This window comes from Streptomyces sp. NPDC055078 (assembly GCF_053607985.1).
This window is the reverse complement of sequence record NZ_JBSGUP010000138.1, coordinates 1-15174: the sequence shown is the minus strand read 5'-3', so window position 1 is coordinate 15174 and position 15174 is coordinate 1. Positions and strand designations below refer to the sequence as shown.

Annotated in this window: 13 protein-coding genes and 1 pseudogene; 7 read left to right on the top strand and 7 right to left on the bottom strand. The window is 70.8% G+C overall.

Translation table 11 applies throughout. The annotated features are described in order from the left end of the window. The 3 genes from ACWF94_RS14800 to ACWF94_RS14790 all read right to left on the bottom strand — a co-directional run. The coding region (locus tag ACWF94_RS14800) for an LLM class flavin-dependent oxidoreductase (protein WP_453487738.1) at window positions 1-214 on the bottom strand (214 nt) is incomplete at its 3' end. Between the two features lie 205 nt (window positions 215-419). Then, window positions 420-2012 (bottom strand): succinic semialdehyde dehydrogenase, encoded by a 1593-nt coding sequence (locus ACWF94_RS14795; protein ID WP_453487737.1) that lies wholly within the window; start codon window positions 2010-2012, stop codon window positions 420-422. After that, a complete protein-coding gene (locus ACWF94_RS14790; RefSeq protein ID WP_453487736.1) occupies window positions 2009-2410 on the bottom strand; it encodes a nuclear transport factor 2 family protein in 402 nt (133 codons plus the stop codon). Before ACWF94_RS14790 ends, ACWF94_RS14795 begins: the two co-directional genes overlap by 4 nt. A 260-nt stretch (window positions 2411-2670) precedes the next feature. Between ACWF94_RS14790 and ACWF94_RS14785 the strand changes: the two genes are divergently transcribed. From ACWF94_RS14785 to ACWF94_RS14770, 4 genes are all read left to right on the top strand, one after another. Continuing rightward, complete coding sequence (locus tag ACWF94_RS14785; protein ID WP_453487735.1) at window positions 2671-4479, top strand: AMP-dependent synthetase/ligase; 1809 nt, start codon at window positions 2671-2673, stop codon at window positions 4477-4479. A 60-nt stretch (window positions 4480-4539) separates the two neighbouring features. Continuing rightward, window positions 4540-5175, top strand: a complete 636-nt coding sequence (locus ACWF94_RS14780; protein WP_453487734.1) for a TetR/AcrR family transcriptional regulator — start codon at window positions 4540-4542, stop codon at window positions 5173-5175. Between the two features lie 559 nt (window positions 5176-5734). After that, window positions 5735-6796 carry a FecCD family ABC transporter permease gene (locus ACWF94_RS14775; protein WP_453487733.1) on the top strand — a complete coding sequence of 354 codons (1062 nt, stop codon included), beginning with the start codon at window positions 5735-5737 and terminating at the stop codon, window positions 6794-6796. Further along, entirely contained in the window at window positions 6793-7953 is a 1161-nt protein-coding gene (locus ACWF94_RS14770; protein WP_453487732.1) for a FecCD family ABC transporter permease, read from the top strand. Before ACWF94_RS14775 ends, ACWF94_RS14770 begins: the two co-directional genes overlap by 4 nt. A 234-nt stretch (window positions 7954-8187) precedes the next feature. On the opposite strand, the gene ACWF94_RS14765 is transcribed toward ACWF94_RS14770, so the two are convergent. Further along, a complete protein-coding gene (locus ACWF94_RS14765; RefSeq protein WP_453487740.1) occupies window positions 8188-8643 on the bottom strand; it encodes a hypothetical protein in 456 nt (151 codons plus the stop codon). A 43-nt stretch (window positions 8644-8686) separates the two neighbouring features. Further along, window positions 8687-9157: pseudogene (locus ACWF94_RS14760) on the bottom strand (twin-arginine translocation signal domain-containing protein); the annotation flags it as partial. Between the two features lie 161 nt (window positions 9158-9318). On the opposite strand from ACWF94_RS14760, the gene ACWF94_RS14755 reads away from it, so the two are divergent. The 3 genes from ACWF94_RS14755 to ACWF94_RS14745 all read left to right on the top strand — a co-directional run bounded on the left by ACWF94_RS14755 (window position 9319) and on the right by ACWF94_RS14745 (window position 13785). Beyond that, on the top strand, window positions 9319-10122 hold the full coding sequence (locus ACWF94_RS14755) for a siderophore-interacting protein (protein ID WP_453487731.1): 804 nt from the start codon (window positions 9319-9321) through the stop codon (window positions 10120-10122). 104 nt (window positions 10123-10226) lie between these two features. Further along, a complete protein-coding gene (locus ACWF94_RS14750) occupies window positions 10227-12008 on the top strand; it encodes an ABC transporter ATP-binding protein (protein ID WP_453487730.1) in 1782 nt (593 codons plus the stop codon). Next, entirely contained in the window at window positions 12001-13785 is a 1785-nt protein-coding gene (locus tag ACWF94_RS14745; RefSeq protein ID WP_453487729.1) for an ABC transporter ATP-binding protein, read from the top strand. Before ACWF94_RS14750 ends, ACWF94_RS14745 begins: the two co-directional genes overlap by 8 nt. Here ACWF94_RS14745 and ACWF94_RS14740 read toward each other — a convergent pair. Both ACWF94_RS14740 and ACWF94_RS14735 read right to left on the bottom strand, forming a co-directional pair. Beyond that, a complete protein-coding gene (locus ACWF94_RS14740; RefSeq protein ID WP_453487739.1) occupies window positions 13730-13999 on the bottom strand; it encodes a hypothetical protein in 270 nt (89 codons plus the stop codon). The genes ACWF94_RS14745 and ACWF94_RS14740 overlap by 56 nt on opposite strands. A gap of 197 nt (window positions 14000-14196) precedes the next feature. Beyond that, on the bottom strand, window positions 14197-14796 hold the full coding sequence (locus ACWF94_RS14735; protein ID WP_453487728.1) for a choice-of-anchor C family protein: 600 nt from the start codon (window positions 14794-14796) through the stop codon (window positions 14197-14199). Between the last annotated feature and the right edge of the window lie 378 nt (window positions 14797-15174).

Below are 15174 nucleotides of genomic sequence, written 5' to 3'. Positions count from 1 at the left end.
TGAGTGCGGGTGTACGGGAGTAGATCGGCAGGATTCCCGGTGCGATCCGGACGTGTCGGGTACGGGCCGCCAGGAAGCCCAGGACGGTCGGGGCGTCGAAGCCGTAGACCTCGGGGACGTACACGATGTCGAGACCGGCGTCTTCGAGGGCGACCGCCTGGGCGACGGTGGTCCGCACATCTCCTGCGTACGGCAGCGTGGCGGCTATGCGCACGGTTCTCTCCTTGAACTGGGGTGGATGGTCGAGCGCCCCGTCGGTGCGACGACGGGGCGGGGCGTCGGGGAGCGCCGGGGCCACGCGTGGCGGGCTGCCGGTGTCCCGGAAGGAGCGCCGGTCGGTCCGCGTCGCTCATCGCGGTGTCCCGCTGTGGTGGCCTGCCCCGGCGCTCCCCGCACCCGCCCGGACACACGTCGTCGGCTCAGGGACGCGGGAGGTGCCGCATGAGCCGCAGCGACTGGGTCATGAGCCTGGCGTAACTCTCCATGGTCATACCGTCCGTGGGGCCGAAGCGGACCAGGCGCTGGGCGGCGACCGACTGCGGTTCCGTGAAGCGGAGGATTCCCTCCCTGCCCTGGCGCCGGCCCAGACCGGACTGCCGCATCCCGCCCATGGGCGCGTCGATGCTGGCGAACGACGCGGCGTACCCGTCGTTGATGTTGACGCTCCCGGCCATGACACCTTGGGCGAACACCCACGTCCGCCGGCCGCCGTAGACGGAGGCGTTGAGACCCATGCCCCCGTCGTTGACGCTGTCGAGCACGGCGTTCTCGTCGTCGAACGGGTAGACGGAGACGACCGGGCCGAACGTCTCCCGCAGATGGCAGTCCATGGCCGGGGTGACACCGGCCAGAATCGTCGGCTCGAAGAAGTACGGGCCGTACTCGGGCCGGGGAGCGCCACCGGCGAGTACTGTCGCGCCCTTGTCGACCGCGTCCTTCACATGGGCGGTCACCTTGGCCAACTGCTCAGGGGAGATGAGCGACCCCATGGCGTTCTCCCAGGACGCGTCCGCGGTGAACACCATCGCTTCGGTGCGGGCGACGAAGCGGCCGATGAAGTCGTCGTACACGGCGCGGTCGACGTAGACGCGTTCGCTGGAGACACACAGCTGTCCGGCGTTGGGGAAGGCCGCCCGGACCGCTCCTTCCGCCGCCTTGTCCAGGTCGGCGTCGCTCAGCACCACGAAGGCGTTCTTGCCGCCGAGTTCCAGCGAGCAGCCGACGAGCAGGTCGGCGCACTGCCGGGCCACGATGCGGCCGGTCGCGACCGAGCCGGTGAAACACACATAGTCGGCGTTGGCGACGACATCGTGGCCGACGGAGGGTCCGGGACCGGCCACGATCTGCCAGAGGTCCTCGGGCATTCCGGCTTCGACCAGCAGCCGCTTCCCGATGAGGGCCGAGAGCATGGTGTGTTCATCGGGCTTCGCGACCACCGCGTTTCCGGCCATGATCGCCGCCAGGCCGTCGCACGACGCCAGCGTGAAGGGGTAGTTCCACGGTGAGATGACCCCGACGACGCCCTTCGGAATGTTGTGGACGCGTACGCTGGTCAGGCCCGGCATCGCGCCTTTCGCGGCACGGCTTCGCAGATGTCTCGCGGCGGTTCGCGCGTAGTAGCGCGAGGTGAGGCAGAGGTGCAGGACTTCGTCGAAGGCATGACGACGGGCCTTGCCCGTCTCGGCGATCACCACGTCCATGATCCTGCCCTGGTGGGCCACGAGCAGGTCGTGAAAGCGGAGGAGTACGCGCGAGCGGCTCCGCATCGGGACGCCGGCCCACCGCTGCTGGGCCGCCCGCGCCCGCTCGAAGGCCCGCTCGACATCCCCGGGTGCCGCCTGGGGTATCTCGGCGATCGCCTCTCCGGTCAGCGGGCTGCGAACGGTGGCCCGTTCGTCACCGGTCACTGCCACCAGGGAGAGCAGATCGGCCACGAGCCGTGGGCCCAGCGCCACCGGCACGGGTGCCGCGGAGCCGTCGCGCGCGGCGTCGGCCACGGCGGCGCGGGTCACGACGCGGCCCCGCCGGGTGCCAGCGCCATCTGCATCGCGACTCCGTCGACGTACGAGTGCTTCTCCTTGACCGCCCCGTCCTCGACGAAGACGACATCGGCGAGGTCGACCTCCACCCGCGCACCCGTGGCCGCCGTTCCGCTGAACGTCATCCGGGTGACCCAGAAGTCGTCTCCGGTACGGAGCGTGATCAGCGTGAAGGTCAGGTCGGGAACCAGGGCGAAGGTGTCCGCCGCGGCGGCGCGGACCGCCGCCCGCCCGCGCGCCGGGGGCTGGCCGCCCAGGTGCAGATGGAAGATCGAATCCTCGGTGTGCAGTGCTGCGATCCGGTCGGGGTCCCGAGCCTCCCAGCAGGGGTGGTAGCGGTCGAAGAGTTCACGGGTCGTGATGGCGGCCATGTCCAGCTCCCAACGTCGAAAAACAGTCAGACTGTATGTAACTTTCCAGGGGGCCGGACGTCAAGGGCTTCGATGGCGGTGTCGAGCCGGGCAGGCATCGCGACCAGGTCAGGGCGTATCGAGACCAGAGACGACACCTCCGGAGCGCGCAGTCGACGTCGGCCCATTATAGACAAACAGACAGGCTGTATGTATCTTCACGGTCTCGTCGTCCTTCGAGTGGCTCGCCCCGGGCCTCTCCCCTGGAAGAAGGTGGCACCATGAGCGGCAGCGGCCCGACGGAAACGCATCCGGTGAAGGGGACCGGCTCACGCACGATGGCGGACCTGGTTCCGCGCGCGGCGGAGCTGTACGGCCCGAGTACCGCGCTCCGGTTCAAGGAGCACGGTACGTGGCAGCCCGTCAGCTACACGGAACTCCGGGAGGCCGTGGCGGAGATCGGCCGGGGGCTGCTCGAACTGGGGCTGCGCCCGGGGGCGAAAGTGGCCGTCCTGGCCAACTCACGGCCCGAGTGGACGTACGCGCACTTCGCGATCCTGGCCGCCGGCGGTGTGTCGGTGTCGGTCTACCAGACCAACTCCGCCGAGGAGTGCCATTACGTACTGGAGCACTCCGGTGCCGAGTTCGTCTTCGCCGAGGACGCGGCGCAGTTGGACAAGATAGCGGCCGTCCGGGCGCGGCTGCCGCGACTGCGCGAGGTCATCGTCTTCGACCCACCGCCCCATGCCGGCGATGCGCTGCCCCTGGACGAGATCCGCCGCAGGGGCCGGGCGGCCGATCCTGCGGTCTTCGAGGCCGGTATCGCCGCGATCGGGCCCGAGCAGCCGTGCATCATCATGTACACATCCGGAACGACAGGCACGCCCAAGGGCTGCGTGCTCTCGCACGGCAACTACCGCGAAGTGATCAACATGATCGCCGCCACGGGAACGATCGTGCCCGGTGAGCGCGTCTATCTGTTTCTCCCCCTGGCCCACGCCTTCGCCGCCGTGATCCAGTTCCTGTCGATCGATCTGGGCGCTTCGATCGCCTTCTGGGAAAGGGATCCAGAGAAGATAATTCCCAATCTCAGGGAAATCCGTCCCACCTATTTCCCCTCGGTTCCGAGGATCTTCGAGAAGGTCTACGCACGCGCGACAGCTCTGGTGGACGACCCCGGGCAGTTGCGGACGGCCGTCGAGACCGGATCGCGTGTGCGGGCGCTGCGCGCTGCCGGGTCGGCTGTCCCCGAAGAGCTGCGGAGAGCATTCGATCGATTCGACGAGACGCTGTATTCCAGGGTCCGGGAGTTGTTCGGCGGTGAGATCCGCCAGTGCACCTCGGGTGCCGCTCCTATCGCGGAGGACATACTTGAGTTCTTCCACGCCTGCGGCGTGCCCGTGCTGGAAGCCTACGGCCTGACCGAGACCGCCACGGTGGCAACGGCCAACTCGCTCCAGGACTTCTCGCTCCGCTCGGTGGGCAGGCCGCTGCCCGGCGTCGAAGCCAGGATCGCCGAAAGCGGTGAACTGCTGCTCCGGGGCGGGAATGTGTTCCAGGGCTACTACAAGGACGAACGGTCCACCCGTCAGGCCCTCGACGGCGGATGGTTCCACACCGGTGATCTGGCCTCGATCGACGACGATGGCTATGTCTTCATCACCGGCCGCCAGAAGGACCTCATCATCACGGCGGGCGGCAAGAACGTCGCGCCGGCCCGGGCGGAGAACGCGCTCAAGGAAAGCCCCTGGATCTCGCAGGCGGTTCTCGTCGGCGACCGCCGGCCCTATCTCGTGGTACTGATCACTCTCGACCCGGACGAACTGCGCGACTTCGCCGCGGCGAACGATATGCAGCCCGCGGAAGCGGCGGCATCACCGAGAATGAGCGCAATGGTGCAGCAAGAGATCGACCGGGTGAACGCACAGGTCGGCCGGGTCGAGCAGATCAAGCGATTCGCCGTTCTGCCGAGGGATCTGACGGTCGAAGCCGGTGAGCTCACGGTGAGCTTCAAAGTGCGACGTGCGGTGGTCCACGCGCATCACCGGAAGGTCATCGACGCCTTGTACGCGACCCCGCTGCCCGGGTAGACGGCCGGCGCGTCGGCCTATACTGGCCTCCGCCTGCCCTCTCTAGCGAACACTGGATTGATGAGCGCCGACCGCCGAACCCAAGCTGCGCGTTCCGCAGCGACACGACAAGCTCTGCTCGAAGCCGGTCGCACATTGTTCGGCCGAGTGGGCTATGCCGAGGTCAGCACGGTGGCGATCGTCAAGGCGGCCGGTGTCAGCCGGGGCGCGATGTACCACCAGTTCGCCGACAAGCGCTCGCTTTTCGAGGCGGTACTCGAAGACGTCGAGGGGGATCTGGTCCAGCGAGTCGGCTCCGCGGTCGCCGCGGCCGAACCGACCGACCCCATCGACGGTCTCATCGTGGGTTGCCTGGCCTGGCTGGAGGCTTCGGCGGAACCCGAGGTCCAGCGCATCGCACTGCTCGACGCCCCGGCCGTGCTCGGCTGGGAACGCTGGCGCGAGATCGAGTCCCGTCACACCATCGGCCTGATGGAAGCACGGCTCGCCGACGCGATGGCGGCGGGCCGCATTCCCCCTCAGGCCACCCGGCCGCTGGCACTCGTTCTCGTGGGCGCCCTGGACGAGGCATCCCAGCACCTTGCGAAGGGCCATGAGTCACCCGAGGCGATCAGGTCCGTGATCGTGCAGCTCATCTCGGGCCTGGCCGGGAACTCCGATCGGCAGGTGGAGGCGCGGCCTCGCGGCGAGCAGTGAGCAGTGAGCAGTGAAGAGTGAGCAGTGAGGCGACTCGCGACGCGGAGTGAGATGTCCGGCCGAGTGCGGAGGTCCCTCTTCCCGGTGGCCGCCCCTGTCCTGTGACACCGCCGCATCCGATGGCCGCGCTCCTCAGTCCGTCGCGGGCCGATCCGGACGGTCCCCTGGGCGACGGGTGCGGGGCGGGCGGCACCCCGACCGCAGCTAAGGTTAGCCTTACTTCACTGTGGGTCCGATGCCTTCACAGCCGGGCCGGAGCGGAGCCGAGGGGCAGTTGGTCCCACGGCGCGGCCGGTGCGGCCGGGCGGATGAGGAGAGGCTGGAAGATGCGGGTTGCCATGTTCGGCTACCGGACCCGGGGTCAGCGCACCCTGCGAGCGCGGCTGCCCTCCCGAGCCGGCCCGCGACCGCCGTTCCCGGCTCCCAGCGGCGGTGCGCCGGGAGCGGGCCCGGCCGGCCGGACAGCGCGGGCCTGCTCCGGGTCGCGTGACCGTTCCGGGTCCGGGCTGATGGACGGATGCCTCGCCGGCGGCCCGCGTCCGGCCGGCGGTACACGCCCGTGAGCCGGAAAGCCGTACTCCCACCCGCTCCGCTCCCCGGCGGTTCCGACGAGCGCGGCGCCGCCCGCGCGGTGCTGCGGGGCACCGGTCTGCTGCTGGCCATCGGTGTGCTGCTGATGATGGTGGTCCTCAGCACCTGGATCGGGACGAAGGACACCTCACTCGGACAGGTCTGGTCCGCGATCCGGGGGGACGACGGTTCGTACACCACCGGAGTCATCCGGGAACTGCGCCTGCCGCGCACGCTGATGGGGCTGACCGTCGGCGCCGCGCTCGGGGTCGCGGGCGCGGTGATGCAGGCCATGACCCGTAATCCGCTCGCCGACCCGGGGCTGCTGGGCGTGAATGCCGGGGCGTCCGCGGCGGTGGTCCTGGGCATCGGGGTCCTCGGCCTCGGCACCTTCACCTCCCTGGTGTGGGCCGCCTTCGCCGGGGCCGGAGCGGCCACGGTCCTCGTCTACGTACTCGGCGCCTCGGGGCGCGCAGGCCCGACCCCGGTACGGCTCGCGCTGGCCGGGGCGGCCGTCAGCGCCTGCCTGGGCGGAGTCATCGGCGGGCTGACCGTCTTCAACACGGCGACCTTCGAGTACATGCGGTTCTGGATGGTCGGCTCACTCGCGGGCCACGATCCCGGGCTGATGCGGCAGTTGCTGCCGTTCGTCGTGACCGGTCTGGTGGTGGCCCTGCTGATGGCGCGCTCGCTCAACGCCCTCGCACTCGGCGAGGATCTGGGCCGGGCGCTCGGCACCGGTGTGGCGAGGACCCGGCTGGCGGCCGTCGTCGCGGTGACCCTGCTCTGCGGTGCGTCGACCGCCGCCGCAGGACCCATCGGGTTCGTCGGACTCGTGATTCCGCTGGTGGCGCGCTGGCTCACCGGGCCCGATCTGCGCTGGGTGCTGCCGTACTCCCTGGTTCTGGCACCGATTCTGCTCCTCACATCGGACATTCTGGGGCGGGTGGTGCTGTCCGGGGGAGAGCTGGAGGTGGGTGCCGTGACCGCTCTGGTGGGTGCGCCCGTGTTCATCGCGATGGTGCGCCGGCGCAAGGAGATCTCGCTGTGACCACCACCAGCGGCCGTCCTGGGCCCGTGTCCGGCGCCCCGGGGGGTTCCCGTGCGGCCCGGCCGGTGAGTCTCCTCTCCGCCAGGGTCGCCTTCCGGCTGCACCGCCGCACCGGCCAGGTCTGTGTGCTCGCGGTGGTGCTGTCGGCCGTGGCGTTGGTGATCAGCCTCAGTGTGGGTGCCTATCCCGTTCCGCCGCCCGATGTCGCGCGGGCGCTCTTCCAGGGCACCGGTGACCCGCTGGCGGTCCACTTCGTCAATCAGGAACGGCTGCCGCAGGCGCTGCTGGCCGTGCTGGTGGGCGCGGCACTGGGCATCAGCGGCGCCATCTTCCAGAGCATTTCCCGCAACCCGCTGGCCAGTCCGGATGTGGTCGGGTTCAACAGCGGCGCGGCGACCGGGGCGATCGCGGTGATCGTCTCCCTCGGCGGTGCGGCGGGTGCGGCGGCGATGGCGCTCGGGGCCATCGGTGGTGGTCTTGTCACCGCGCTGGTGGTCTTCCTGCTGGCGAGCCGGGGCGGGCTGCACGGGGTGCGGCTGGTGCTGATCGGCCTGGGGGTGACCGCGATGCTCGGCTCGGTGAACTCGTATCTGCTGACCCGCTCCAGCCTCAACAACGCCCAGAGTGCGCATGTCTGGCTCGTCGGCACGCTGAACGGCCGGGGCTGGAGTTCGGTGCAGCTGATCGCTCTCGCCCTGGTCGTGCTGCTGCCCGGGGCGGTGCTGCTCGGGAGGCAGCTACGGATGCTGGAGCTGGGCGACGAGCTGGCGAGCGGTCTCGGGGTGCGGGTCGGCCGGGCCCGGACCGCCCTGACCGTACTGGGTGTCGGGCTCTGCGCGGTGGCGGTGGCGAGTGCCGGGCCGATCCCCTTCGTGGCGCTGGCGGCGCCGCAGATCGCGGTGATGCTCACCCGCAGTCCGGGGGTGAGCGTGCTCTCCGCCGGGGCGGTGGGCGCCGCGCTGCTCTCTCTGGCGCATCTGCTGTCCAGTCAGTTCTTCACCGCGCTCGCCTGGGTGGGCGGTCAGGTGAGCTGGCTGAGGCTGGTGGACGACTCGCAACGCAACAACATGCTGCCGGTGGGGGTCACCACGGCGGTCCTCGGTGGCGCCTATCTGGCCTGGATTCTCTTCAGACGGAGGGGTACGGGGCACGCCTGAGCCGCTCCCCCGCCCTCTGTCACGGCCCCCCGTCGGCGAGGCGGGCCCGGCCGGGGCGGCCGGGAAGGACGGATCGCCCTGTTCCTCACGGGCCCGCGGGGAACAGGGCGGACGGCCGATGCGGACCCTCGCCGGGGCGAGGAGAGGTGAGGACGATCCAGCCGCTCTCGCGTGGCCGCCTCCACCGCTGCCGAGCCGTCGCGGTCGCGGTCGTCGCGGTCGCGGTCGTCGCCGTCAGAGCTTCTTCAGCATCTTCTCCATCTCGTCCACCGCGCCGATGGCGAAGGAGTAGTTCGCCATCAGGAAGTGCTGCGAGGGGAAGGCCCGGCCCGCCTTGACGGCGGGTACGGCCTTCCACAGTTTGTGGTCGAGCAGTGCCTGGGTGGTGGGGGTGGCCCTGCCGTCGAACTGCACCGGGTAGATCAGTGCGGTGCAGTCGCCGAGGACGTCCAGTTCCTCGTAGCTCTTGGGAATGAATTTCTCGCCCTTGGCCACCGGAATACCGGCCCCGATCCTGAGACCAAGGTCGCGCATCACGGTCACCACCGGAGTGCCGAGGAAGAACTTGCCGCTCGGGCCGCCGCTCAGCGGAGCCCAGACGGAGGTGGCGATCTGCTGGGCGTACGCGGTCTTCACCTCCTTGAGGCGGGTCTCGTACCGCGACTTGGCCTCGGTGGAGCTTCGCCTCACGGTTGACCGCCCCGGCGACCCTGGCGATCTGCTCGTGCCACAGGGCCCCGGCGGTCCAGTCGAAGTGGGTCACCGGGGCGACCGTCTTCAGCGCGCCGGACTTGTCCCGGTAGAACTGATCGACGATCAGGTCCGGTTTGAGCGCCGCCACCGCCTGTGCGTTGGGGGTGCCCGGCGCCCCGATCGTCCTGACGTCCTTCAGCCGGCCGTAGTCCTCGGCCGTCATCAGCGACGGCACCGCGGTGCCGTCCGGAACCCCGACGGGTATCACGCCCAGTTCCAGCAGCATCAGCGCCGCGTAATTGTCGGTGACCACCACCCGCTTGGGGTTCTCCGGCACGGAAACGGTGCCGTTGTCGGCCTTCACCGTACGGGTACCGCCGGACTCGCCGCCCTTTCGCTTCGCCTTGTCTTCATCCGCGGACTCGCTCACACCGCAGGCGGTCAACCCCAGGGCAGCCGCGCCCGCGGTCAGCCCTCCGAGGAAATTCCTCCTGCCCAGAGCGTGGGACATCATGCGCGAGCGGGTCATTTCGCATACTCCTCGGTCGTTCACACAGCGGAAAGCCTCACACCCGCCACCCATCGGTCACAAGGTAAGGCTTGCCTAAGCTACCTCTTCCGGAGACGATCTAGGAGATCCAGCGGAAAGTCTGCGGTGAGGAGTCAACGGGAATGAGCGGGGCATCGATCCGGAACCGGCCTGGCGAGAGCCGCCGAGCCGGGGGGCTGCGGGTGACACGGGTGCGGTACGTGGAGCGGATCACCCCGCGCATGGCACGTATCACCTTCGCCGACGACGAACTGGCCGGGCTGCGGAGCAACGGCACCGACCAGCATGTGGCGTTCTACTTCTACGAGCCGGGCGTGGAGCTTCCCCGCCCCTTCACCGCGGAGGCCGCGCGCGCCCTGCTGCCGGTGGCCCGGCCGAGGCTGCGCCGGTACACCATCCGCCATCACCGGCCCGAACTCGGCGAGGTCGACATGGACTTCGTCCTGCACGGCGCCGACCAGCTCGCATCCGGCTGGGCCGAGCGGGCCGCACCCGGCGACGAGGCCATCTGGTTCGGCCCGGGGCCCGGCTGGTCTCCCGGCCCCGACACGGAGTGGGCCGTACTCCTCGGCGACGAGACCGCGCTGCCCGCCATCGGCGCGATCCTGGAACAGCTTCCGCCGGGTGTGCGGGTGTCGGCGCTGATCGAGGTCGCCGACCGGGCCGAGGAACAGCGGCTCACCACCCGGGCGGACGCCCGGATCGAATGGCTCCACCGCGATCGGCGGCCCGCCGGGCAGTTGCTCCACGAGCGGGCCACCGCCCTCTCCCTGCCGTCCGGCCGGGGCCGGATCTGGGGCGCGGCCGAACGGGATGTCGTACGCGCGATCCGCCGCCACTTCGTCCAGGGGCTCGGTGTGGCACGCTCCGACACCCATCTGACCCCCTACTGGACCAGGGGCGAGACCCAGGACAGCGAGGTCTGACCCATGCCCTTCGCGGCACCCGAAACCGCCGCCCCCCGCCTGGGCGGCGGCGGTCACCAACGGCCGGCGGAGGCCGGGCCGGATCTCGTCGCCGGAGGCACCGTATGACACCGCAGGCCCGCCCGCCGGGTCCGGACGACGAGGGAGCCGGGCCGGGCTCCGGTGCTACGGGCGGACCCGCGGGCCCGCCCGAAACCGGCCACGCGGAACCCACTTCCCGGGACGGACTGCGACTGCTCGGTGCGACCCTGCGCCGGGGTTCGGGGCTGCTGCTGCCGGCGGTGCTCGGCGGGTTCTGCTATCAGCTCGCGCTGATCGCGCTGCCCTGGTGCATCGAACGCGCCGTGGACGAGGGCATCGTCGGCGACGACAGCGGCGCGCTGCGGAACTGGGCGCTGGTCGTCCTGGCCGCCAGTGTCGTCGCGGCCCTGGCCGAGATGCTGCTCGGCTGGTTCTCCACCCTCGCCGGAACCCTGGCGGGCAACCGGCTGTACCAGCGGCTCGCCGACCGGGTCTCGCGGCTCGACGGCCGGAGCCTCGACCGGTTCGGCGAGGGCGACCTGGGCATGCGCGGCACCCGGGACGTCAACCTGGTCCGTAACTGGCTGATGGGATTCGCCTCCTTCGTCAGCGGAGTCGCCGGATTCCTGCTGCTGATCGTCGCCATCGTCCGGCTCGACCCACTGCTCGCGATCGTGTGCCTGCTCTGCGTACCGCCGCTGGTCTGGCTCAACACCTACTGGTTCCCACGGCGCTTCGGCAGGGCCGATACCGGTCTGTCCGCCGCCCACGGCGACCGGGCGGACGCGGTCGAGGAACTGCTCTCCGCCAGCGCCGCCGTACGCGGCATCGGGGGTGAACCCGCGCTGGTGGAGCGCCACCACGCCCGCAGTACCGGGGTCACCGACCACACCCTGGCCACGGCCCGGGTCTCGGCGGACTGGGCCGCTCTCTCGCCCTTCGTGCCCGCCCTCGCCATCGGCGCCGGTCTCGGTGTCGGAGGGCTCGCCGTGCTGCGGGACACGATGTCGGTCGGCGGCATCGTCGCCTTCACGAGCTGGATGAGCATGCTGGTGATGTGGGTGGGCGTGCTCACCCTGCGGATCAGCCAACTGAGCCAGGCCACCACCGCGGCCCGCCGGCTCCAGGAGATCCTGCTGCCCGCTCCCGGCGAGCGCCCCGCCGGCGGCCGGTCCCTGCCCGCGCGGGGCGAGCTGACCGCGCAGGACGTCACGCACACCGCCCGGGGGCGTACCGTCCTGGCTCCGACCAGTCTCAGGGTCCGTCCCGGCGACCTGATCGCCGTCACCGGCCCGACCGCGTCCGGCAAGACCACGCTGTTGCGCGTACTCGCCGGACTCGTCACCCCGGACGGCGGATCCGTCCGCTTCGGCGGTGTTCCCCTGGACGAAGCGGACCCCGACCGGACCCACCGCCTGATCGGCTTCGTACCGCAGCGGCCTGTCACCATCAGCGGGACCCTCGCCGACAATCTGCGGCTGGGTGACGGCTTCGACGACGAGGAGCTGCGCGCCGCCTGCCGTGTCGCGGCCCTCGACGACCATCTCGACTCGCTGCCCGATGGTCTCGGCACCGAGGTCGGCGAACGCGGCAGCACGCTTTCCGGCGGCCAGCTCCAGCGCCTCGCCCTGGCCCGCGCCGTACTGCGCCGCCCCGCCGTACTGCTGCTGGACGACGTCACGTCGGCCATCGACACCGCCACCGAACGCACCGTGATCGACCGGCTGCGGGAGTGGTCCGGTGAGACCGCCGTGGTCTTCGCGACCCACCGGCCGGCCGTACTGGCAGCGGCGGACCAGGTGATCACACTCGAATCCGCCGGTGTCCCGGCCCGTACGGAGGACCGCGTGACCACCGGTGGATGAACAGAAACCGCTCTCCGCCGCTCCCGATCAGCGCGGGGTGCTCCGCCGGGCCTGGCCCCATATGCGCGCCCACCGGCGCTCCATCGCGATCGCCCTGGTCACCAGCGCGGCCGCGACCCTCACCACCGTCGCGGTGCCCGCCGTCATCGGTACGGGCGTGGACCGGCTGCTGGCCCGGGACCGGACGGGGCTGCTCGTCGCGGTCGGTGTGCTGACCGCACTGGCCCTGCTGCGGCTGGTGCTGTTCCGGCGGGCCGAGATCCTGCTGACCACGGTCGGCGAGCGGGTGGTGCGGCGATTGCGCGATCTCACCGTCGAGCGCCTCTCCCGTGCCCCGCTGCGCTTCCTGGAGGCACAGCCCTCCGGCGATCTGCTGCGCCGGACCACCACCGAGATCGCGGATCTGGCCACCTTCGTCCGCGCGCAACTGCCGGAACTGCTGACGGTCGCCGGATACCTTCTCTTCACCACGGTGCTGCTGCTCGGCTACTCCCCCCTGCTGACCCTGGTCACCCTGGCGGTGTTCGTCCCGGCGATCGGCTGGGTGCTGCGGCGTTTCAAGAAGGCCGCGGCCCCCGCGTTCGCCGCCGAGGCCGCCGCCGCGGGCGCGGTCGCCGCGACCTACCGGGAACTGGTCCAGTCCCGCGAGATGCTGGTGACCGCCGGGGGTGTGGAGTTCTGGCGCGGGCGGTTCCGCCAGGACGCGGACCGGCGCTACCGGGCGGCCCGCCGCAGCCAGCGCTCCCTGTTCATCATCAGCCTGTCGCGGCTCGTCCAGGGTGCGACCACCGCCGCACTGCTGCTGATCGGCGGCCGGCTCGCCGGTGAGGGCCGGATCAGTGTCGGTACGGTGGTCGTCTTCGTTCTGGCGACTCGTCAGCTCTTCGACTCGGCCACCCAGGCGTCCAATCTGGTGGGCCAGCTCCAGCTCACGGTGGTGGGACTCGCCCGGCTGCTGGATCTCCTCGCCCGCACGGCGCCCGGCGGGGGCACGGACCGGGCCACCGGGTCCGTACCTGGTGAGGGCGCGCTCGGCGGCACCGCGGCGGCACCGGGGGCCGGCCCGCTCCGGAACGCCTCATCGCCGTCCGGGAACGGGCCGGTCCCGACCGCCGAGCGCGGGGTGCTGGAGGTGGAAGGGGTGCACTACGCGTACGTCTCCGCCATCCCGGTCCTGTCCGGGCTGACCCTGCGGATCGAACCCGCGGAGCGGGTGGGGCTCGTCGGCCCGACCGGGGCGGGCAAGACCACCCTGGCCAAACTGCTCACCGGGCTCTACACCCCCGACTCCGGCAGTGTCCGCTACGACGGCCGGGACCTGCGCGAGCTGCCGCCGGACGAGCTGCGCCGCCGCATCGTCCTCGTTCCGCAGCGTGTCCATCTGATCCGCGGCACGCTGCTGGACAATCTCGGTCTGGTTCCCGGGGATCCCGGGGAGGACAGGATCCGGGCGGCCGTGCGCGAACTCGGCCTGACCGACTGGATCGACTCCCTCCCCGGCGGCGTCCGCACCCCGCTCGGAGGCGGTGCGGGCGGGCTGTCGGCGGGCGAACTCCAGCTCATCGGGCTGGTCAGGGCCGCCCTGGTCGATCCGGCCGTGCTCGTCCTGGACGAGGCGTCGGCCGATGTCGACCCGGACACCTCAACCCGGGTGGAGACCGCGATCGACACCCTGCGGGCCGACCGCACCCTGATCGTCATCGCGCACCGTGAGGCGACGATCAACCGGCTCCCCCGGATCGTCCGCCTCGACGCGGGCACCCTGGCGGGATGCTGAGCCGGCCGTCCGCCCATCGCCGGAGCACGGGTGCCTGCCGCCACTCCCCCGGCGGCCGGACTCCGCCCCACGGCTCGGTGTTCCGGATGCCGTGCGGGCGTACCGGCCGGGGTGGGACGCCCAGGATTCGTTTGAAATGCCGGGTGAGGTGCGACTGGTCGTAGCAGCCGGTGGCGGTCGCCGTCTCACCGGGCGCCCGGCCGTCGAGCAGCATGCGGCGGGCGAGGTCGATCCGGCGTGACGTCAGGTACTGGTGCGGGGCGATGCCGAAGGTGCGCGGCCGGGCCGTGGTGCCGTGCCCCGGTCCGGTCCGGTCACACACCGGACCGGGGCACCGCGTCATGCCGTATCCATGCCGTCAGACATCAGACATCAGACATCGGCCGCTTCCGGCCTCTGACGACCTGGCTGTCATGGGTTGCAGGAGCATGGAGAGGACGCGGTGACGCGGACGTCGTCGATGACAGGTCCGTAGGCGCCGGCCACCGTGCTGGCGAATCCGAGGGTGGTCGTCGGCGCGTTGGCCACGAACGTCACCTGCCGTTGCACATAGCCCATGGCGGTCAGGGTCTTCCCGGTGGAGTCGAAGGAGAAGTCCTGGAAGTTCTGCCCGTCGACCACGACCCTGCCGGTCTTCACCGCCGGGCCGCCCGCCGGATTCGCGGCCAGCGCGTAGGTGACCGTGTACGTCCGCCCCGCGATGGTGGAGAAGGTCTGTGCCACGGCGCCCGGCTGAGCGGCGTTGAGATCGACGGACTGGTCGCCCTCGGCCGCCTGCCAGAACCCGGCGCCGATGAGGTCCACGGCCCCGGCGGTGACCTTCCACGGTCCGATCGACTGCCCGCCGGCGACGGTCGTGAACGAATTCGCCGGCGCGGTGGGGTACTCGAAACTGCCGTCGTCGAACCGGCTCACGGCCGCCGCCGACGGGGCCGCCGGCGCTGCGGGAGAACTGGCCGCGAGAAGACCTGCCGCTACCGCGGCGACGACCAGGGAACGTGCAACCACCATGACTGCCTCCAGAAGTGAGTGAGCTTCCTGACCAGTACGATCAGCCTTCTGGGTGCGGGAAGGGACGAGTAGGCTCGCACTCGGGCGTGCGGGAGTGCTGGACAGGGCGCGGGATCCATGAATGCCCTGGTGCGCCTCAACAAGCTGCCGATCCCCGCGGAATGCGTTTCCCGGACAGGAATCAGCTCTTGCGCGCGACTCCGACGTACGGCGTATGACGTACAGGGGAATGTCCGCCGCACCGTATGCGGCGCGGCGTCGGGCCGCCGGTTGCCGACCTGTCCGAGGCCGACCCTGTCCGAGGCCGGGCTCGATGAGGTCGAGGTCCGATACGACGGGCCGAACCGACCCGGGCACCGGGGGCTCGTGGCCCCGGTG

What these genes read in the sequence shown, in the direction of transcription:
- ACWF94_RS14790 (WP_453487736.1), bottom strand. Translation starts at nt 2,410, where the DNA reads ATGGCCGCCATCACGACCCGTGAACTCTTCGACCGCTACCACCCCTGC.
- ACWF94_RS14785 (WP_453487735.1), top strand. Translation starts at nt 2,671, where the DNA reads ATGAGCGGCAGCGGCCCGACGGAAACGCATCCGGTGAAGGGGACCGGC.
- ACWF94_RS14780 (WP_453487734.1), top strand. Translation starts at nt 4,540, where the DNA reads ATGAGCGCCGACCGCCGAACCCAAGCTGCGCGTTCCGCAGCGACACGA.
- ACWF94_RS14755 (WP_453487731.1), top strand. Translation starts at nt 9,319, where the DNA reads ATGAGCGGGGCATCGATCCGGAACCGGCCTGGCGAGAGCCGCCGAGCC.
- ACWF94_RS14750 (WP_453487730.1), top strand. Translation starts at nt 10,227, where the DNA reads ATGACACCGCAGGCCCGCCCGCCGGGTCCGGACGACGAGGGAGCCGGG.
- ACWF94_RS14740 (WP_453487739.1), bottom strand. Translation starts at nt 13,999, where the DNA reads ATGCTGCTCGACGGCCGGGCGCCCGGTGAGACGGCGACCGCCACCGGC.
- ACWF94_RS14735 (WP_453487728.1), bottom strand. Translation starts at nt 14,796, where the DNA reads ATGGTGGTTGCACGTTCCCTGGTCGTCGCCGCGGTAGCGGCAGGTCTT.